Here is a 17,670-nt window from a genome sequence, read left to right as displayed (position 1 = left end):
AATGACATGCCACCAAAAGCGCAAAAGATCCCCCACGTCCTGCAACAGCATGGCGATACAAGAATCGACGACTATTACTGGCTGCGTGACGACGATCGCGAGAACCCGGCTGTGCTCGATTATCTGCACGCAGAGAACGACTACGGGCAGCGGGTAATGGCTACTCAGCAGGCGCTTCAGGAGCGCCTGCTCAAAGAGATGGTCGACCGCGTTCCTCAGCACGACGTGTCCGCCCCTTATACGCAAAACGGCTATCGTTACAGGCAGGTGTACGAGGCGGGCAACGAATACGCCATCTATCAGCGCCAGTCGGCCGTCCTCTCCGAGTGGGACGAGTGGGATACGTTGCTTGATGCGAACCGGCGTGCGGCCCATAGCGAGTTTTATACCATGGGCGGGATGGCGATAACGCTGGACAACACGATTATGGCGCTGGCAGAAGATTATCTCTCGCGCCGCCAGTACGGCCTGCGTTTTCGCAATCTTGAAACCGGGAACTGGTATCCGGAGGTGCTCAGCAACGTCTCCACCAGTTTCGTCTGGGCGAATGATTCCTCCACGCTTTACTACGTGCGCAAGCATCCTAAGACGCTGCTGCCTTACCAGGTCTGGCGCCATACCGTGGGGCATCCCTCAAGCGACGACCATTTAGTGTACGAAGAGAAAGACGATACCTTTTACGTCAGCGTGCACGGGACGACTTCGCGGCACTTTATTTTGATCCACCTCGGCAGCGCGACGACCAGCGAAGTGCTGTTGCTGGACGCTGAATTACTGGATGCGGAGCCGCAGCGCTTTGCGCCGCGTCGCAAGGACCACGAATACACACTCGATCACTACCAGCACAATTTCTATATACGCTCTAACCGCGAAGGCAAAAACTTCGGCCTGTATCGCAGCAAAGTCCGCGATGAAAAACAATGGGAAGTGCTGATCCCGCCGCGTGAACACATCATGCTTGAAGGCTTTACGCTGTTTACCGACTGGCTGGTGGTTGAAGAGCGTCAGCGCGGCCTGACCAGCCTGCGGCAAATCAACCGTAAAACGCGCGAGGTGACGGGGATTGCATTTGACGATCCGGCCTATGTCACCTGGCTTGGATACAATCCGGAGCCTGAGTCTTCGCGGCTGCGCTATGGCTATTCGTCGATGACCACGCCGGATACGCTCTTTGAGCTGAATATGGATACCGGCGAACGCCGGGTTATCAAGCAAACTGAAGTGGCCGGGTTTGACGCCGGTAATTATCGCAGCGAGCATCTCTGGGTGAGCGCGCGTGATGGCGCGCAGGTACCTGTTTCGCTGGTTTATCATCGCAAACATTTCCAGCGCGGGAAAAATCCCCTGCTGGTTTACGGCTACGGTTCTTACGGCAGCAGTATGGATGCAGACTTCAGCAGCAGCCGTCTTAGCCTGTTAGACAGAGGCTTTGTGTTTGCCATCGCCCACGTGCGCGGCGGAGGTGAACTGGGGCAGCAGTGGTACGAGGATGGCAAGTATCTCAAAAAGATGAACACCTTCAACGACTACCTTGACGTTTGCGACACTCTTTTGCAGCAGGGCTACGGCGATCCAAACCTGCTGTACGGTATGGGCGGCAGCGCGGGCGGCATGCTGATGGGCGCCGTGATTAATATGCGTCCTGAATTGTTCCACGGCATCGTGGCGCAGGTACCCTTTGTCGATGTGGTAACCACCATGCTCGATGAATCTATCCCCCTTACCACCGGGGAGTTCGAAGAGTGGGGGAATCCGCAGAATGAGGAGTATTACTTCTACATGAAGCAATACAGTCCTTACGATCGGGTCGCTGAGCAAATCTATCCGCATATGCTGGTGACCACGGGTTTGCACGATTCGCAGGTGCAGTACTGGGAGCCTGCAAAATGGGTGGCGAAACTGCGTGATAAGAAACGGGATGATAACCTGCTGCTGCTGTGTACCGACATGGATTCCGGGCACGGCGGGAAATCGGGGCGTTTTAAATCTTATGAGGGCGTATCGCTGGAGTATGCCTTTCTGATTGCCCTGGCGCAGGGGACATTGCCAGGGCGGACGTGACGGCGCGTTACTCAGCTTTCCAGATAGTGTTTTAAGGTCATACGCAGATCCGGCGTGAGCTCCTTGATGTTATTTAACATCCAGCGCAGGTAGCCCGGATCGTCCTGCGCAATCTCTTCGATCTTTTTACCGCGGTATTTACCAAACATCATAGTGCTAACCAGAGCAGGGCGTCCGGTAATGGTAACCATCTGTTCCGGCGTCCAGCCAGATTCATCCATAATGCGAATCAGGAGGGCTGCGGTAATATAGCAGTCGAAAAGGGCGCGGTGATGGTGCAAATCCGCAGGCGTTTCGACGTCGAGCTTCAGGGAGTTGTAGAGCGCCATATTGCTGTATTTGATGCCCGGCCATAAACGGCGGGCCAGCTTTACGGTGCAAATCCATTCGCCGGACATATCCGGCAGCATGCGGCTGTCGAAGCTGGCGTTGTGGGCGACGTAATAGGGGCTGCCGTGATAGCGCGGTATGACCTCTTCAATCCATGGCTTATCCGCCACCATATCTTCGGTAATTTTGTGAATGGCCATTGCCTGATGGCTGATAGGGCGATCCGGGCGCACCAGATCGCTCATCGGGTTGACGATGCTTCCGCCTTCAATATCAACAGACGCAACTTCCACCACGCCTCCCTGCAGCCCGCAGGTTTCCGTATCTATAACGCGCAGCATAATGACTCCAGATCTGCCTTACATGCTCAAAACGGTTAGCGTAAAGGAATGACCTCGCCATGCCAACCTTTCTCATCGCGTCGGCCGATGGTCAGCAGCTCGCCGCGGTCGGCCCTTACCACCAGCATAACCTGTTAGCGAAAGCCCGGAAAAACGAGTAAATCGATCTGCCGCTTTTGTAAAAAAATTAACGAAAGGAAATTATTTCAACTTGGGCTCGTAAGGCAGGCGAGAAAGATTCACAGAAGCCAGACGATGGGCGATTAGTCTTTCCCGGAACCAGTTTCTTAGATTTTCCGGCTGTTCACGCTCGACGGCTTCGGCGATCACGGGCATGTTATAGCGTTCTTTAAAGGCCACGCCTGCGGCGGCGAGATCGACATTTATCTTGTCCATTTCCTGCAGGGGCAAATCGGCGAGATTGTAATTCATGTTGTCCTCCATCTTTGTCCCGGCAAAAGGTACTGCGTGATGAACACGATGACAAGTTTTTACATGCATTGATAGCCGCGCTCAATTCGACTTGGCCGGCGCCCGGGGTTATCCTTTTGCCGTTCTCACATAATAAAAAGGAATAGTTAATATGGCTTTCACCTTCCCGCGAATCCTGACCGCAGCAGCATTTTTTACCGCGATCTACGTTTCTCCCACTGTGTTTGCACACGCGCACCTTAAAACCCAGTACCCGGCCGCAGATGCAGCGGTAACGGCGGCGCCCCAGGCCCTGACCCTTGATTTTTCTGAGGGGATTGAGCCAAGTTTCAGCGGCGTGAAAATTACCGGTCCGCAAGAAGCGGCGGTGAAAACCGGCGCGGTGAAACGCAACGAGAAAAACAATAAACAGCTTATCGTGCCGATAGAGGAATCGCTCAAGCCCGGCGAGTATCTGGTCGACTGGCACGTGGTGTCCGTTGACGGGCACAAGACCAAAGGAACCTATCACTTCTCCGTGAAATAAAGGCGATGCTGTCGGCGCTCTATATCACGCTGCGGTTTATCCATTTCGCCGCGTTGATGGTGCTGTTTGGCAGCGCCGTTTGTAGCGTGCTGCTCGCGCCAGCGTCGTTTAAAGCCGTATTGCGTCGTCGGCTGGCGAAACAGTGCCATGCCGCCATCTGGCTGTCGGCGCTCAGCGCCGTTCTGCTGCAGGGTGCGCAGGCCGGGTTAATGGGCAGCGGTTGGGCCGACGCCGTTAATCCGCAGGTCTGGCTTGCCGTCTCCGGCACCCGCTTTGGCGAAGTCTGGCTGTGGCAGATTATCCTTAGCGTTGTAACGGTTGTGGTATTTTTACTCAAGCCGCGCGCGCTGCAGAGCATATTATTGATGCTTGCCGCTGCACAGCTAATCCTGCTGGCGGGCGTTGGGCATGCGGCGATGCGCGAGGGAATGCCGGGGGCTATCCAGCGCCTGAATCACGCCGTTCATCTGCTTAGCGCTGCCTGGTGGGCCGGAGGCTTGTTACCGCTGCTGATCTGTATGCGAATGGCGCAAAAGCCGCGCTGGCGGCAGGCGGCCATCATGGCGATGATGCGCTTTTCACGTTACGGGCATCTTGCCGTCGCGGCCGTGATAGCAACCGGCGTTATCAACAGCCTGATGATCCTGGGCTGGACTTTGCCGCTTGCCAGCGGCTATGTACAATTGCTGCTGGTAAAGGTTGCCCTTGTAGCGCTAATGGCGACAATAGCGCTGATCAATCGCTATCTGCTGGTACCGCGCTTTGCCGACGCGGTAGCGCAACAGCGTTTTATTCAGCTAACCTGGCTGGAAGTCATTTTGTCGGCGGCGGTACTTCTCGCGGTCAGCGCCTTCGCTACCTGGGAGCCGTTCTAGCGGCATAGAAACTAAGAGAGATTCATGAAAAAGAGTATTCTGACGCTGTTATTACTGGCCTGCAGCGGCGCAGCCCTGGCGGCGCCACAAATCATCACGATCAGCCGGTTTGATGTGGGTAAAGATAAATGGGCGTTTAATCGCGAAGAAGTGATGCTGAGCTGCCGGGCGAATCATGCTTTGTTTGCCATCAACCCCTCAACGCTGATGCAATACCCGCTCAATGAAGAAGCGGAACAACAGGTTGCCAGCGGTAAGACCAGCGGACAGCCTGTTTCTGTCATCCAGATAGAGGATCCAAACGCTCCGGGTAAAAAAATGAGTCTGGCGCCCTTTATCGAACGCGCCGGCAAGTTGTGTGACTAAATCCCGCCGCGCCTTATTTTAGCCAAAAAAAACAGCAATATCCGTAAGCCGGTTATTGCTGTTTTCCTTATGGTAATTCCCTGAAAGCAGGTTTTTTTCTGAACACTTTTGCCTCAGACTGGAAAACCTGCGTCGGTAATCTATTCTTAAGAGGCAAGGCGACTTAGCCTGCATTAATGCCAACTTTTAGCGCACGGCTCTCTCCCAAGAGCCATTTCCCTGGACCGAATATAGGAATCGTATTCGGTCTTTTTTTATCTGTATGAAATAGAAGGGCTTTGCAGTTTATCCTTAAACTTTCCTGAAAAATTTCCGCACCCTCATATTTGCTTTAAACCATAACATACTCTGTAGCGCGCGCGTCCAGGTATTTTTTTGGTTATTGCTAACTTTTTGCGCTCAGCCGGGGTTGCAGAATCTTCACGCAGGCCGCAACGCATGGTATGCGGCCCGATCGGCAGGAGCCTGAGTAAGCCGGAGTTACGCGTCCGGTTTTTTATACCGCGGCAGCTGCGTTATCTCGTAAGTGCTCGTGCCCAGCACCGTGCATCTGTCTGGCACCGGGTTTCCCGAATAAAACAAGAAATACTTCAGATCTTGCGGAAAGAACACCAGGTCGTCGCCGTTCTGAAAGCTGGTGATGCGAAACGGTACGTCGCTTTTTGTTCTGGTCTTTTTTACCCCTGAAGCAATCATGAAGTGATCGCCCCACTGCATCGTCGAAAGGTTATATTTGAACCGCGATATGACTACATTCTTGCGTAATGAGCATGAAAGCCGGGTGGCGGTTGCAGCAAAAGCCGACGACTGAATGAAACCTAGCAGGCTGATTAAAAGAATGAGTTTCATGATAAGCCTCATTGTAGAAAACTTGTGTTGCAAAGGTAACACGAAACATACAGGTAATTCACAGGAAGGTTGCACCTGCAAAGTTTCCTGCGGCACCGGGCGGCTGGAGTTGAGATAGTCTATTATTTATAGCGGGTTATAGATAAGAGCAGCAAACTATCTGCAGTCACCTTACTGGCGCATTGATGCGTTTGAGAAACCAGACGAGGTAAAGATGAGTATTGAGGAACAGAAGCAAAAAGCCGAAGCGGAAATCTCCGCCCTGATCTCAAAAAAGATCGCCGAGCTACGAAAAAAATCGGGGATGGAAGTTTCTGAAATTGAGTTTACTCCTCGGGAGACGATGGCCGGGCTTGAAGGATACGCTGTAAAAATTAAGCTTATATAATGCCCTGTCTGAGAAAGGGCCGTTACGGCGGCCTTTTTATGACTATTCTTTATTACGTCTTAAGGCCGCGAATCGTCCTCAGCGCGGGCAAAACAACACAAAGGAAGAGAGAGTCATGAATACATCATCAGTGGCCAGCGAGCTGGGAAAGTTATTGATCGAGAAAAAGTTATTCCTGACCACTGCTGAATCCTGCACCGGCGGACACCTCGCGTCGACTTTATGCGCAGCAGAAGATACGCCCTCTTTTTATGGCACGGGATTTGTGACGTTTAATGACGATGCAAAAAAAAAGGTGCTGGGCGTCAGCCCTGAAACCCTCGATAAATACACGGCAGTGAGCAGCCAGACGGTGTCGGAGATGTCAACCGGCGCACTACGCAGCGCAGGCGCGGATATCAGCATTGCGGTCAGCGGTTATGCCGGGCCGGAGGGAGGAGAAGACGGTACGCCGGCGGGAACCGTCTGGTTTGCATGGCAATTGCCCGAAGCAAAAATCCATGTTAAGTCAGCGCATTTCAAAGGCGACTGCGAGTCGGTAATTATGCAGGCTACGGATTACGCCCTTGCTGAAATGCTGGCGCTGCTGAAACAAAATAACCCGGCTTGACAGGGCCGGGTGGCAGGAGACGTCATCTCTGGCTTCCCTGTAGAGAGATGCCTGTTCAGTGCGTATTTTTTTCCGCAATTCCTGTCAGTTTTACATCCGTATTTTTTTCTTCATTCAGGGTCTGTTCAAGAAGCTTCGCGGCCTCTTTGTAGCCCAGTTTTTGGGCGAGGGTGGATAACGTCCCGTATGAAGCAATTTCATAATGCTCAACTTTCTGCGCCGCCCCGATCAATCCTTCATCTCTCAGCGGTCCTGCTTCAACGGATTCGATTATTTCCTGAGCCTCTTCAACCAGCCCTTCCAGGGCATGGCATTTCATTCTTTTAATACGCAGCCCATCTGTTATTTCCACAATTTTATCAATACGCTCTATTTGGCCTCTGGTTTCTTCCAGATGGGCCTCAAATGCGGCTATTAATTTTTTATCTGTTGCCGCCCGGGCCATTTTTGGCAGCGCACGGGTAATTTGTTTTTCTGCGCTATAAATATCAGACAGTTCATGGATAAATAAATCATTTAGCGATTTTACTGTTGGCATAAATACATCCTTCTGGCTGTTAAAATAAAAGGCAATCCTGTTGCATACAACAGGATTGCCGATGCCGGTAAGTTTACCTTAATGAATAGTTAACTTAATTGTCATGCATGCGAATGAGATAAACAAATCGCTTAAGTTCACCGGCACATTTAATTAATAATGATTAGGACGACCGGCCGCCGCCATGGCTGCTTTTACCGCCTTTTTTCCCTGCTTCAGAGGCCTTTTGCGGGTCATTCTTGAAGTTCCCGCCGCTTTGCTGGCCGCCTTTCTTACCGGCTTCTGATGCACGATCCCGATCTTCTGCAAAGTTTCCTGAACCGCCACGATGCTGAGTCATAATTATTACCTCATAATGTTTTGGTTAAATAATAGAGAGGCTGCGCCTCTCCGCTAAGCACTACTAACTATAGCTGGCAATGTCAGCGTGACAAATTATAAGGCGCATTATCTCCGACGCTTTGCCAATACCAGGATTATTCCTGGCTTATATTTTTTGAGGAAAAATTCTCTTACAGGTAGCAACCCTTTAAGAAATAATATTGTGAACATAAGTTTATTTCTTTATCAGTCACTTAAAAAATAAATACGTTAAATAACGCAGCTGAAGTAGACAAAGGTGTACTTTCCTGCGTTAAAAACAACGGTGATATGACGGCTTATATTCGGCGATATGCCGCCCTGGTGGGCAAAATTCAGCTGTCGCACAGACCGGCGGCCGGGCGCTTACGTCGCTTTTTGAAGAGGGTAAACCACGGCCTGCGGCGCAAAAAGATATGACGCCGGTCACATTCATTAGCATCCTCACTTATCTGTCAGTACAATCACGCTCTGCCTGATTCTGCCGCGTCCTGAAAGACGGGGTAATAAAAATATAAACCTGCAAAGACGAAACTATGACAACCACTCAAACCCAGATGCACGCGCGGGAGAACTCCCTTCGCTACGTTTTACGCTCGCCGCGCCTGCTAGTGCGGGAGTCGCTTGCCGGCGCGATCACCGCGCTGGCGCTGATCCCGGAAGTAATTTCATTTTCCGTTATTGCGGGCGTTGATCCAAAAGTCAGCCTTGTGGCCTCCATCGTACTTTGCCTGGCAATGTCCGTGCTGGGCGGCAGACCGGCAATGGTTACCGCTGCGGCGGGTTCGGTCGCGCTGGTCATCGGGCCGATGGTTCATCTGCACGGCGTGGGTTACATCCTGCCCGCGGTGATCCTTGCGGGGTTGATTCAGATTTTATTCGGTTTGGCCGGGCTTGCGCGCATGATGCGCTACATTCCTTTGTCCGTAATGACGGGATTTGTGAACGCCCTCGGCATTCTGATTTTCTTCGCCCAGGTTCCGCACGTCTGGGGAAATAGCCCGCTGGTCTGGGGGCTTTTCGCGCTGACGCTGGCCATTGTCCTGCTGCTGCCGCGCGTTGTGAAATCGGTACCCTCGCCGCTGGTAGCTATCGTGGTGATTACCGCCGCCAGCATGGCGATGGGGTTTTCTGTTCCCACCGTGGGCGATACCGGGCCGATGCAGGCGGGTATGCCCGGCCTGACGGAGCTTCTTGTGCCGCTGAACCTTGATACGTTACGCATCATCTGGCCCTGTGCATTAAGTATCGCCTTTGTGGGGCTGATGGAGTCTTTGCTGACGGCCAAACTGGTTGATGAGCTGACGGATACGCCATCGAGCAAACGTCGCGAATGCTGGGGGCTGGGGTTATCCAATATCTTCGCCGGTTTCTACGGCGGTATTGCAGGATGTGCCATGATTGGGCAAACCATTGTGAACGTGGAGCTGGGCAGGGGACGCACGCGTATCTCGACGCTTGCTGCGGGATTAGTGCTGCTGCTTCTGGTCACCGCCTTAAGCGAGATGATGGCGAGAATTCCCATGGTGGTGCTCGCCGGTATCATGATGATCGTGGCCGTGAAAACGCTCAACTGGCACAGCCTGACGCCTAAAACACTAAAACGCATGCCCGTCCCGGAAACGTTGGTCATGGTGGTTACCGTTGCTGCAACGGTCTACACCGGGAACCTGGCGATAGGCGTCGTCGGCGGCGTGATTTTTGCGATGATGTTGTTCGCCCGTCGTATCGCTCACGTAGTGCGTGCCGAACGCCAGCTTCTGGCGGATGGTCGCTCCGTACGTTACACCGTAACGGGCCCGCTGTTCTTCGCCAGCAGCAACGATCTGTTCGAGCACTTCCACTATGCGGATGACCCGCAGAATGTAACCATCGATCTTTCTCAGGCGCAAATCTGGGATGCTTCAACGGTCGCCGTCCTTGACGCCATCGAAACGCGTTATCAGCGTTACGATGTGCAGGTAAATATTGTCGGGCTTGACATTCGCAGCGCTGATTTCCACGGACGCCTGAGCGGCAAGCTTTAAAACCCGGGCCGGTAGCCTGCAAGGGGTTACCGGTATTTCAGTATTAATCACCGGTTTTTGCAGGCCGCACTACGTTTTTCCCCTATATTTCCCTGCCGCGAGCGTTGTTTAAATAACAAGCTGGCGAATCCAACAATCTCTTAACATTATCATTGCGGCGATGTCAGAAAAATTTTATTACTATTTAAGCGCTTAGCTAAGATCCCGGCACAGCTAAGCGGGGCGTATCCCGGCGCTTCAACCCTTGCGCCGCCTGGCTCGCGAGCGGGCCGCTGACAGGCGGCGTACCGCTTGTGTTAAGCGGGGCAGGCGTGTTTCTCGCCACCGCACCGTTCAGTTTGTTGCTATGCGCCATTATTTCCGTCTGCAAAGCGGGTATGCAGACACGACTGCAAAATTCATAACGATAAGGAAGGCTGGATATGGCTACGCTGGCACCTCGCCTGGAAACCGAACGTCTGGTATTACGCCAGTTTACGCTGGATGATTTTGATGACCTGGCGGCCTGCTGGGCCGATCCGGAAATGGTGAAATTTATCGGCGGCGGAAAGCCGCAAAGCGCCGAGATGAGCTGGGGTCGCTTACTCCGGTATATCGGCCACTGGCATGCGCTGGGCTACGGCTACTGGGCGATGTTTGATAAAGCCTCAGGGCGCTACGTTGGCTCGTTTGGCTTTCAAAATGCCCGCCGCGATCTGACGCCCGCGCTGGAATATCCGGAAGCCGGCTGGTCGCTGGTGCCGGCTGTGCACGGCAAAGGCTATGCGGCAGAAGCGCTGGCGGCAATTTTAAAGTGGGCCGACAGCGCCTTCAAAGGTCCGGTCTGCTGCATTATTGACGATGAAAATCAGCGCTCGCTTAACCTTGCGAAACGCTTTGGTTTCGCCTTCCAGCACTACGTTATCTATCATGACAAACAGGTGCAGATGCTGATCCGCCAGCCTGCCTTATAGCACGCATGCCTCTGGCCTATACTTGTTAATCGGGTCCCGGCCGGAGGAGGCGTTATGTATCAGCGTATCGACGGTGAAAACTGGCGGCATATCTACATTGTGGGCGATCTGCACGGCTGCCTGGCGAAAATGGTCGCGCTGCTTAAGGCGCACCGCTTCGATCCCCGGCAGGATTTAGTCATTTCCGTGGGGGATGTGATTGACCGCGGGCCGGACAGCCCGGGTTGTCTGGCGCTCTTAGGCAAGCAGTGGTTTAAAGCCGTTCGTGGCAACCATGAAGAAATGGCAATCGATGCCCTGGAAATGGGCGACAGAATGCTGTGGGTGATGAACGGCGGCGACTGGTTTCGCGGGCTGCCGGAAGAACGCCGGCAAAGCGTGCGCGACGCGCTGCTGCACTGCCGGGAGCTGCCGCTGATTATTGAGCTGCATACCCACAATCAAACCTTTGTTATTGCGCACGCGGATTATCCCGCTTCCCATTACGCCTGGAATAAACCGGTGGATGAGCATCGTCTGGTCTGGAGCCGCGAGCGGCTGAATCAAAACATGTTGGGGAAGGGGGAGGACATCACCGGCGCTGACCAGTTTTACTTTGGGCATACGCCGCTAAAAGAAGCCGCGCGCTATAACAATCAGAATTATATCGATACCGGCGCGGTATTTGGCAACAGGCTCACTCTGGTTCAGGTGCAGTGAGCGCTACAGATCGCTGTACTCCTGCGCCGGCCGCCAGAAGCCATCAATAAAATCCTCCACCGGATAACAGCCGCCGTGGCGCATCCGCTGCTCATCCATGGCGACCAGGCATTGCTGTTCGGTATTAAACACGTCAACCACGATATCGTCGCACCCACCGTCCAGGTAACAAACAAATAAAACCAACGCAAACATTAGCGCCTCACACCGCACCGTTTGGCTTAAGTGTAGGGGATATGGCAAGAAGAGGGGAAATCGAAGGCATAAATAACCCGTCTGCGGCGACGGGTTCATTCTGAATCAGGCAAGGCGCATGACCCATGCATCGGACTGTTGGTCGTAATGTTGACGATAAAGTACGGAATGCTCGCCATCCAGCACTGCGGGAATGCTGGTTTCGTCATCCCAGGCATCTAACTGCATGCACAGGTCTGGGTCAGATTTACAAGGGATGCTTAACGTTCGCTCGCCCTGCTGCTCACCGTTTAACTCGGCATCTTCAATTTCGAAGTTGCCTATTCGTACGTTAGTTTTCGTCATCTCGCTCTCCTCCGGTCCGCCGATCGTGGTATGACCAGTAAGGTCATCCAGATTTGAGCCTAGTCAATGGTGCAAAAAGTGCCAAATAAAAAGCGCTTATTTTTATCGCAAATTATTGCCCGCCCGCGAACAGTTTGCCATCGCGTACCAGTTCGCGCGGATAGCTGTTCTTCAGACGTGAACCGATTTTCTTTGCCAGGCCAAGAGGTTGCCCCTGAAAGGTCACCACGACATCATCGCCGGAAGGCGCGGACTCCGGATAAACGTCACGACCGCGATACCACTCTTGCGCTTCATGCTCCGTTAACGCAAAAGCCAGCGGAGCGGTGCCCGCCACGAGCGCGATAACGGCTTCGTGCTGCCAGCGGTAACCCTTATTATGCTGCTCAGCGAGGCGCAGGCCGATGCGCGAAAAGCGCACCTTGCCAATCAGCGGTACGATTTCTGACGGAAACAACCAGATTTCTTTGTCGCGCTGCCACAGTTTGAGTTCATCGCGCCAGCTGATACCTGCTTTTGCCGCCGAGGCGATAACTTCTGCCGCCTGGCGACCCTGCAGCGGCGTAAAGGGGAACTTGCCCACTTTATAGCCCGGCTGCGGCAACGGCTCGACAGAAGCGGTTTTGCGCAGGCGCGCCACGAAAAAGCCTTCGCAATCATAAATCTGCGGGAAGACGTGCAGGAAACCTTCTTTGGTGATGGCTTTGTCAGCCTGCGGGAAGAGCTCGTGGAGCGGATCGATTTCAACCGCATCCGGCCACTCATCAAGCAGCCACTGGCAGATTTGCTGATTCTCTTCGCGGTTTAGCGTGCAGGTGGAATAAATCAGGGTGCCGCCGGGGCGCAGGGCGTGAAAGGCGCTGGCGATGAGTTCCCGCTGGGTATCGGCAATGCTGGCGGTACTCTCCGGCGTCCAGTTACGTAATGCGTCAGGATCTTTACGCACCACGCCTTCGCCAGAGCAGGGAGCATCCAGTAGAATCGCGTCAAAGCACTCTGGCAGCGCGGCGCCAAATACCCGGCCATCAAAATGGGTCAGCGCGACGTTGCTGATCCCGCAGCGGCTGATATTGGCATGCAGCACTTTTACCCGGCTGGCGGAATATTCATTGGCCAGAATGGCGCCCCGGTTGCCCATGCGCGCGGCAATCTGCGTGGTTTTGGAACCGGGGGCTGCGGCGACGTCCATGATGCGCTGCGGCGCGCGGCCGTCGGCAAACAGCGCCGCAACGGGCAGCATTGAGCTGGCTTCCTGGATATAAAACATGCCGCTCAGGTGCTCGGCGGTGCTGCCCAACGGCAGGCCTTCCTCATCTTCCCGCTCAATCCAGAATCCTTCTTCACACCACGGAACCGGCGTGAGCTGCCAGTTGTAAGGGGCGACGAGCTTAAGGAATTCGGCAACCGAAATCTTTAACGTATTAACGCGCAGGCTGCGGCGCAGCGGGCGCTGGCAGTAGTCGATAAAGCTTTCGAGCGTTTGCCCGGCGGGCAGAGCGTCGCGCATAACGTCAAGAAAAGATTGCGGCAGATAGGCGGAGTGAGTTTGGGCCACGGAGGGAGTTCCACAGAAAAATAAGGGGCGCAGTGTAGCATAAACACCCGGGATGACGGACAGCAGAGAAGCTCATTAAGTGTGGGTTGCCCTGATGTTAAAGGCAGCGGACTATGATTCTGGTTTGCTTCAGCTCTCCGAAAATCACGTTTTCGAAGGTTGCCACTAAGCTGAACGCCCCGGCAGGGTACCGGGGCGCGCAGGTTAACGCGGCAGGGCGGTACCCCATTGACGCCACTCTTTCGGCTCGCTTTCCAGCAGCAGGAAGTGTTTACCCGGCTCGGCTTTTGGCGCCAGCGGCGTGCCCGGCGGAGTCGCAAAGGCTATGCCGCCGCGAATGAACTGGTTGAAGGTGCCTGTTTTCACCACGCCGCCGGTCAGACCGAAATCGAGGCTGTAGCCTGAGGCGAGCCAGAAGACCGAGCTGTCGCGCACCAGATGCTGGAAGCGCTTGCTGATACGCAGGCCGACCATTACGCGGTCAGACAGATTGCCAAGCGTAAGCCCCGTCACGGTGCCAACTTCCAGGCCACGGAACAGCACCGGCGTGCCAATGTTCAGCGCGCCAGCCTCGGGCACTTCAACCACGATGCTCAGGCCATCCGAATAGCGCGAGTCGGTGATGGAGATCTCCTGCAGCTCAAAGTCGCGTCGCGGCGAGCCACGGCCTGGTTCAACGTTGATATATGGCTGGAGGATGGTATCCAGGTGATCGACGCCCGCAGCCGAAATTTGCGGCGTCACCACGGAGAAGCGCGTGCCGCCGCGAGCAAACGTCGACACAAATTCCGGATACAGCACCGCTTTGGCCTCCACTTCGCTGCGCGATTCGGTGAGATTGAGCGACTCAAGCTGGCCGATGTCGATCCCCAGATAGCGGATTGGCATCCCGGCGGAGAGTTTGCCGGCGTCAAAAGTATGCAGCGTTATCTGGCTGCCAACCGCGCGGGCGGCGGTTTCCGACGCGTACAGCACGCGTTTGTCACCTTTGGCATAGCCTGCGCCCGCGCCGCTGAGGTTATCGAAGCTGATAGCCCCTTTTAAGGCGCGAGAAAGCGGGGAAGCCTGCACGGTTAAACCGCTGCCGTTCAGCTGCACTCGCGCGCCGCCTTCGGCCCAGAATACGCTGCTTGAGGTCAGCAGTTTGCGATATTCCGGTTTGATATGAACATCAATATCAAAGCTATTGGCTTTTGGTCGCACGGTGATGATTTCACCGACCTGGAATTTACGGTACAGCACCACGGAGCCAGCCTGAATATCCGGCAGGCTGGAGGCCGTAAGCGTTAAGGTGGTGGTTGGAAGATCGCTTAAGCTGTTTTCCACCGCTTTTTCCAGGTTGGCAAACAGCGGATAGCTGGATTTCATCTTGCCTTTGCTACCGGGAAGCACGCGGACGCCGCCGTTGATCCATTCGCTGGCGCTGGCGCCGAGGAACTCCACGCCGTCCATGCCCAGCTTCACGTCGATGCGGCTGTTCACCACGAATTTACTGTCGCCCTGCAACAGGTGACGGTACTGCGGCTCGATGGCGACGGCAAAGCTCACGCCTTTGGTGCTTAACGACCGTTCCAGAACCTGTCCTATCCGAATGCCGTGCAGGATAACTGGCTGGCCCGCATCGATGCCGTAGCTTTCCGGCGCGGTCAGGCTGAGCGTCAGAACGTCAGGCTGCTGCAGCGGCGTTTTGTCGCTCGGCAGTATCACATAATGATCCTGTGGGTCGCCTTCGCCCGGAACCAGCTCAAAGGTGCTGCCTGTCAGCAGGCTGCTGATGTTCGGATTGCTCAGGGAAACTTTCGGGCTGCGCAATTCGATGCGGGTACCGCTGCGCATCAGGTTAACCACGCCGGGATCGACCGTCATTTCACCGGTCACCGCGCCGCCCGGAACCAGATTAAGCTTAGTCAGGGTTCCCACTTCCAGCCCCTGGTACATCAGCGGCGTAGAGCCAGCCTTCAGGCCTTCGCCGCCCGGCAGGTCGAGCTTGATCAGCACGCCGCGCTGGCTATGAGCGAGGTCTTCATACAGACCAAATTCGTCATCGGATTTTGCCTGGGCAGAACTTTCCGGCGAGTCGAAAGCGATGGCGCCGTTCACCAGGGCGGCGAGGCTTTCAAGCTCGATTTTTGCGCCGCTGAGGCTGATATTTGTTTTCACGCCTGAGACATTCCAGAAGCGGCTGCCTTTTTTCACCAGATGCGCGAAACGGCGATCGATCAGCACATCAATGGTGACCCCCTGTTTATCCGGGCTAATGGTGTAATCGTAAACGCGCCCGACCGGGATCTTACGGAAGTAAACCAGCGAACCGCTGTTCAGCGAGCCCAAATCCGGGGCATGCAGATGGATCATCAGCTCGCCGTTGTTCAGACGATATTTAGGCTGGGTATCGAGCGCAACAAAGTGATCTTCAGGTTCGCCTTTGCCGGGCATCATGCCGATGTAGTTGCCGCCAACCAGCGCATCCAGGCCTGAAACGCCCGCCAGGGAAGCTTTAGGCGTCACAAGCCAGAACTGCGTTTCCTTGCGCAGCGCATCTTTCAGGTCGCTTTTAATACTGACTTTAACTTCAATTTTATTGAGGTTATCGCCAATATTGACGGTTTGCACGGTGCCCACTTCCACGCCCTGAAAGCGCACTGGCGTGCGTCCGGCCACGATGCCGTCCGCGGAGACAAAATCGATGGTGGCCGTGGTGCCCCGCTCTTCATAGGTTGTCCAGATAAGCCAGCTTGCAATCAGCAGGGCGATAATCGGCAGCAACCAGAAAGGAGAAATCCTGCGTTTTGTTTTAATTCGCGCCTCAGTCGGTGAAGCGGGCGTTTCCTGACTCATGTGCGTCCCAAAGTAGTCGGCTATCCAGCCATTCGACAGCAAGAATAGTTAAAATTACCGCGGCGCCAAAATAAAACGCGGCGGGGCCCATAGTAAAAGCCAGCAGCTGGTCACGGTTGACCAGCGACATAGTGAGTGCGATGACGAACAGGTCAAGCATCGACCAGCGGCCAATCCAGGTAATAAACCGCAGCAGCAAAATGCGCGTGCGTAGTCCTCGCTCACATTTAAAGTGGATACTTAGCAAAAGCGTAAGCAGTACAATCACTTTAGTAAACGGCACGAGAATACTGGCGATAAATACCACCGCGGCTACGGCGATATTGCTGCTGGCGAGCGAAATAATGCCGGAGAGAATGGTGTCTTCCTGACGCGATCCGTTGACATAAATCACCGAGATGGGCAGCAGATTGGCGGGCAGCAGGAACACTAAAGAAGCGATGAGCGCGGCCCAGGATTTTTGCAGGCTCTGACGGCGGCGGTGACGCAGCGGCACATGGCAGCGCGGACAGCGGCCGCGGTTGTCGGGCATGCCGGTAAAATGGCAGCCGAGGCACACCCGCAGCTGGGCGTTGAAAGCGCGAGCGGGCGGCTGAGGGTAAAACCTTTCCCAGAGCTGCTCAACGTTCAGGTGAATCATGGTCAGCAAACTTAATATGACCAGGGCGACAAAAGCGACAAGTCCCAGTCCGGGCTGCATAAAGGCATACTCTTTGACTTTAATGGACGCAACGCCGATGCCCACCAGATAAATATCCAGCATTACCCACTCTTTAAGCCTATCGAGCATCAGCAGTACCGGCCTTAGGTTCATGCCGAGCATATTGCCGAAATAGAGCCATGCGAGCGCTGCGACAAGGGTTGCGGGCGCGCCCACCGCGCAAAACAGCACCATAGCTGCGGTAATCGCATCGCCCTGCCGGGCCATCTGCCAGATGCCCTGAAAAACGTTGGCGTCAATTTTCGTTCCCAGCAGATAGATACGCAGCAGAGGGTCGGAGAAGGCGACGGGCATCAGCAACAGCATGGCGACTGCCATTGCGGCCAGGCGAGTTAAAGACCAGTCGCGCCCATCATGCACTTTAGCGTCACAGCGAGGGCAGCAGGCGGTTTGGGATGATTTAAGCGCGGGCAAAGAGAAAAGTGTATCGCATTGGGGACAACGCTGATAACGTGCCTGCGGCAAAACCTGACTAATGGCGTGTATTTTCATTTTTCGTCGTCGGCCAGGCGTACCCGTGCGGCATGTTGTATCTCGCTCTGATATGGTTTGTGGCATTAAGCCTATAGTAATTCATAAAATGATACACCTTGTGGTACAGCGCATTTAGTGCTTATTTTAGTATGCTATGCAGTAGCGTCAGACAACAAATGGTTATTCA

Annotated in this window: 19 protein-coding genes; 9 read left to right on the top strand and 10 right to left on the bottom strand. The window is 54.4% G+C overall.

Translation table 11 applies throughout. The features are described 5' to 3' along the window. Window positions 1-6 precede the first annotated feature (6 nt). Window positions 7-2,061 carry an oligopeptidase B gene (gene ptrB, locus WLO31_RS12005; protein WP_435930595.1) on the top strand — a complete coding sequence of 685 codons (2,055 nt, stop codon included), beginning with the start codon at window positions 7-9 and terminating at the stop codon, window positions 2,059-2,061. Window positions 2,062-2,072: 11 nt separating this feature from the next. Here the strand turns inward: ptrB and exoX are convergent, their stop codons facing one another. Both exoX and WLO31_RS11995 read right to left on the bottom strand, forming a co-directional pair. After that, on the bottom strand, window positions 2,073-2,732 hold the full coding sequence (exoX, locus tag WLO31_RS12000; RefSeq protein ID WP_435926827.1) for an exodeoxyribonuclease X: 660 nt from the start codon (window positions 2,730-2,732) through the stop codon (window positions 2,073-2,075). A gap of 201 nt (window positions 2,733-2,933) precedes the next feature. After that, window positions 2,934-3,164: a DNA polymerase III subunit theta gene (locus WLO31_RS11995; protein ID WP_435926826.1), complete on the bottom strand. Its 231-nt coding sequence runs from the start codon at window positions 3,162-3,164 to the stop codon at window positions 2,934-2,936. A 151-nt stretch (window positions 3,165-3,315) separates the two neighbouring features. Between WLO31_RS11995 and yobA the strand changes: the two genes are divergently transcribed. Genes yobA through WLO31_RS11980 form a run of 3 tightly spaced genes read left to right on the top strand, consistent with a single transcriptional unit; the run spans window position 3,316 to window position 4,931 of the window. Then, window positions 3,316-3,690: a CopC domain-containing protein YobA gene (gene yobA, locus WLO31_RS11990; protein ID WP_435926825.1), complete on the top strand. Its 375-nt coding sequence runs from the start codon at window positions 3,316-3,318 to the stop codon at window positions 3,688-3,690. 5 nt (window positions 3,691-3,695) lie between these two features. Beyond that, on the top strand, window positions 3,696-4,565 hold the full coding sequence (gene copD, locus WLO31_RS11985) for a copper homeostasis membrane protein CopD (RefSeq protein ID WP_435926824.1): 870 nt from the start codon (window positions 3,696-3,698) through the stop codon (window positions 4,563-4,565). 24 nt (window positions 4,566-4,589) lie between these two features. Next, window positions 4,590-4,931, top strand: coding sequence for a YebY family protein (locus WLO31_RS11980; protein WP_435926823.1), 342 nt, complete (start codon window positions 4,590-4,592; stop codon window positions 4,929-4,931). A gap of 480 nt (window positions 4,932-5,411) precedes the next feature. On the opposite strand, the gene WLO31_RS11975 is transcribed toward WLO31_RS11980, so the two are convergent. Further along, window positions 5,412-5,780, bottom strand: a complete 369-nt coding sequence (locus WLO31_RS11975; protein WP_435926822.1) for a hypothetical protein — start codon at window positions 5,778-5,780, stop codon at window positions 5,412-5,414. Between the two features lie 214 nt (window positions 5,781-5,994). Here WLO31_RS11975 and WLO31_RS11970 point away from each other — a divergent pair, with 214 nt between their 5' ends. Beyond that, complete coding sequence (locus WLO31_RS11970; protein WP_435926821.1) at window positions 5,995-6,168, top strand: GnsA/GnsB family addiction module toxin; 174 nt, start codon at window positions 5,995-5,997, stop codon at window positions 6,166-6,168. Window positions 6,169-6,283: 115 nt separating this feature from the next. Further along, window positions 6,284-6,778 (top strand): 2-oxo-tetronate isomerase, encoded by a 495-nt coding sequence (locus tag WLO31_RS11965; RefSeq protein ID WP_435926820.1) that lies wholly within the window; start codon window positions 6,284-6,286, stop codon window positions 6,776-6,778. A gap of 55 nt (window positions 6,779-6,833) precedes the next feature. On the opposite strand, the gene WLO31_RS11960 is transcribed toward WLO31_RS11965, so the two are convergent. Both WLO31_RS11960 and WLO31_RS11955 read right to left on the bottom strand, forming a co-directional pair. After that, complete coding sequence (locus tag WLO31_RS11960) at window positions 6,834-7,316, bottom strand: ferritin-like domain-containing protein (protein WP_435926819.1); 483 nt, start codon at window positions 7,314-7,316, stop codon at window positions 6,834-6,836. 163 nt (window positions 7,317-7,479) lie between these two features. Further along, a complete protein-coding gene (locus WLO31_RS11955) occupies window positions 7,480-7,656 on the bottom strand; it encodes a general stress protein (protein ID WP_435926818.1) in 177 nt (58 codons plus the stop codon). A gap of 556 nt (window positions 7,657-8,212) precedes the next feature. Between WLO31_RS11955 and WLO31_RS11950 the strand changes: the two genes are divergently transcribed. The 3 genes from WLO31_RS11950 to WLO31_RS11940 all read left to right on the top strand — a co-directional run bounded on the left by WLO31_RS11950 (window position 8,213) and on the right by WLO31_RS11940 (window position 11,355). Continuing rightward, window positions 8,213-9,703 (top strand): SulP family inorganic anion transporter, encoded by a 1,491-nt coding sequence (locus WLO31_RS11950; RefSeq protein ID WP_435926817.1) that lies wholly within the window; start codon window positions 8,213-8,215, stop codon window positions 9,701-9,703. A gap of 422 nt (window positions 9,704-10,125) precedes the next feature. Then, on the top strand, window positions 10,126-10,656 hold the full coding sequence (locus WLO31_RS11945) for a GNAT family N-acetyltransferase (RefSeq protein WP_435926816.1): 531 nt from the start codon (window positions 10,126-10,128) through the stop codon (window positions 10,654-10,656). Window positions 10,657-10,710: 54 nt separating this feature from the next. Then, the gene (locus tag WLO31_RS11940; protein WP_435926815.1) at window positions 10,711-11,355 is read left to right on the top strand and encodes a metallophosphoesterase; all 645 of its coding nucleotides are present in this window, start codon (window positions 10,711-10,713) and stop codon (window positions 11,353-11,355) included. Window positions 11,356-11,358: 3 nt separating this feature from the next. Here the strand turns inward: WLO31_RS11940 and WLO31_RS11935 are convergent, their stop codons facing one another. From WLO31_RS11935 to yebS, 5 genes are all read right to left on the bottom strand, one after another. Beyond that, window positions 11,359-11,550: a YebW family protein gene (locus WLO31_RS11935; RefSeq protein ID WP_435926814.1), complete on the bottom strand. Its 192-nt coding sequence runs from the start codon at window positions 11,548-11,550 to the stop codon at window positions 11,359-11,361. Between the two features lie 105 nt (window positions 11,551-11,655). Next, window positions 11,656-11,895, bottom strand: coding sequence for a YebV family protein (locus tag WLO31_RS11930; protein WP_435926813.1), 240 nt, complete (start codon window positions 11,893-11,895; stop codon window positions 11,656-11,658). 112 nt (window positions 11,896-12,007) lie between these two features. Beyond that, window positions 12,008-13,450 carry a 16S rRNA (cytosine(1407)-C(5))-methyltransferase RsmF gene (rsmF, locus tag WLO31_RS11925; protein ID WP_435926812.1) on the bottom strand — a complete coding sequence of 481 codons (1,443 nt, stop codon included), beginning with the start codon at window positions 13,448-13,450 and terminating at the stop codon, window positions 12,008-12,010. Between the two features lie 204 nt (window positions 13,451-13,654). Further along, the gene (locus WLO31_RS11920; protein ID WP_435926811.1) at window positions 13,655-16,288 is read right to left on the bottom strand and encodes an MlaD family protein; all 2,634 of its coding nucleotides are present in this window, start codon (window positions 16,286-16,288) and stop codon (window positions 13,655-13,657) included. Beyond that, window positions 16,257-17,501, bottom strand: coding sequence for a membrane integrity lipid transport subunit YebS (yebS, locus tag WLO31_RS11915; protein ID WP_435926810.1), 1,245 nt, complete (start codon window positions 17,499-17,501; stop codon window positions 16,257-16,259). The genes WLO31_RS11920 and yebS overlap by 32 nt, the downstream gene beginning before the upstream one ends. Window positions 17,502-17,670: the final 169 nt, after the last annotated feature.

Origin of the sequence: Dryocola sharpae (assembly GCF_051307055.1) — a bacterium.
Taxonomy (GTDB): domain Bacteria; phylum Pseudomonadota; class Gammaproteobacteria; order Enterobacterales; family Enterobacteriaceae; genus Dryocola.
The sequence above is the reverse complement of the archived record's forward strand: the minus strand, read 5'-3'. Positions and strand labels throughout refer to the sequence as shown.

Coding starts and splice junctions, on each gene's coding strand:
- WLO31_RS11945 (WP_435926816.1), top strand. CDS start 10,126: ATGGCTACGCTGGCACCTCGCCTGGAAACCGAACGTCTGGTATTACGC.
- WLO31_RS11935 (WP_435926814.1), bottom strand. CDS start 11,550: ATGTTTGCGTTGGTTTTATTTGTTTGTTACCTGGACGGTGGGTGCGAC.
- yebS (WP_435926810.1), bottom strand. CDS start 17,501: ATGAAAATACACGCCATTAGTCAGGTTTTGCCGCAGGCACGTTATCAG.
- WLO31_RS11980 (WP_435926823.1), top strand. CDS start 4,590: ATGAAAAAGAGTATTCTGACGCTGTTATTACTGGCCTGCAGCGGCGCA.
- WLO31_RS11975 (WP_435926822.1), bottom strand. CDS start 5,780: ATGAAACTCATTCTTTTAATCAGCCTGCTAGGTTTCATTCAGTCGTCG.
- WLO31_RS11920 (WP_435926811.1), bottom strand. CDS start 16,288: ATGAGTCAGGAAACGCCCGCTTCACCGACTGAGGCGCGAATTAAAACA.
- exoX (WP_435926827.1), bottom strand. CDS start 2,732: ATGCTGCGCGTTATAGATACGGAAACCTGCGGGCTGCAGGGAGGCGTG.
- WLO31_RS11965 (WP_435926820.1), top strand. CDS start 6,284: ATGAATACATCATCAGTGGCCAGCGAGCTGGGAAAGTTATTGATCGAG.
- WLO31_RS11960 (WP_435926819.1), bottom strand. CDS start 7,316: ATGCCAACAGTAAAATCGCTAAATGATTTATTTATCCATGAACTGTCT.
- WLO31_RS11970 (WP_435926821.1), top strand. CDS start 5,995: ATGAGTATTGAGGAACAGAAGCAAAAAGCCGAAGCGGAAATCTCCGCC.
- WLO31_RS11950 (WP_435926817.1), top strand. CDS start 8,213: ATGACAACCACTCAAACCCAGATGCACGCGCGGGAGAACTCCCTTCGC.
- WLO31_RS11955 (WP_435926818.1), bottom strand. CDS start 7,656: ATGACTCAGCATCGTGGCGGTTCAGGAAACTTTGCAGAAGATCGGGAT.
- WLO31_RS11930 (WP_435926813.1), bottom strand. CDS start 11,895: ATGACGAAAACTAACGTACGAATAGGCAACTTCGAAATTGAAGATGCC.
- ptrB (WP_435930595.1), top strand. CDS start 7: ATGCCACCAAAAGCGCAAAAGATCCCCCACGTCCTGCAACAGCATGGC.
- WLO31_RS11940 (WP_435926815.1), top strand. CDS start 10,711: ATGTATCAGCGTATCGACGGTGAAAACTGGCGGCATATCTACATTGTG.
- copD (WP_435926824.1), top strand. CDS start 3,696: ATGCTGTCGGCGCTCTATATCACGCTGCGGTTTATCCATTTCGCCGCG.
- WLO31_RS11995 (WP_435926826.1), bottom strand. CDS start 3,164: ATGAATTACAATCTCGCCGATTTGCCCCTGCAGGAAATGGACAAGATA.
- yobA (WP_435926825.1), top strand. CDS start 3,316: ATGGCTTTCACCTTCCCGCGAATCCTGACCGCAGCAGCATTTTTTACC.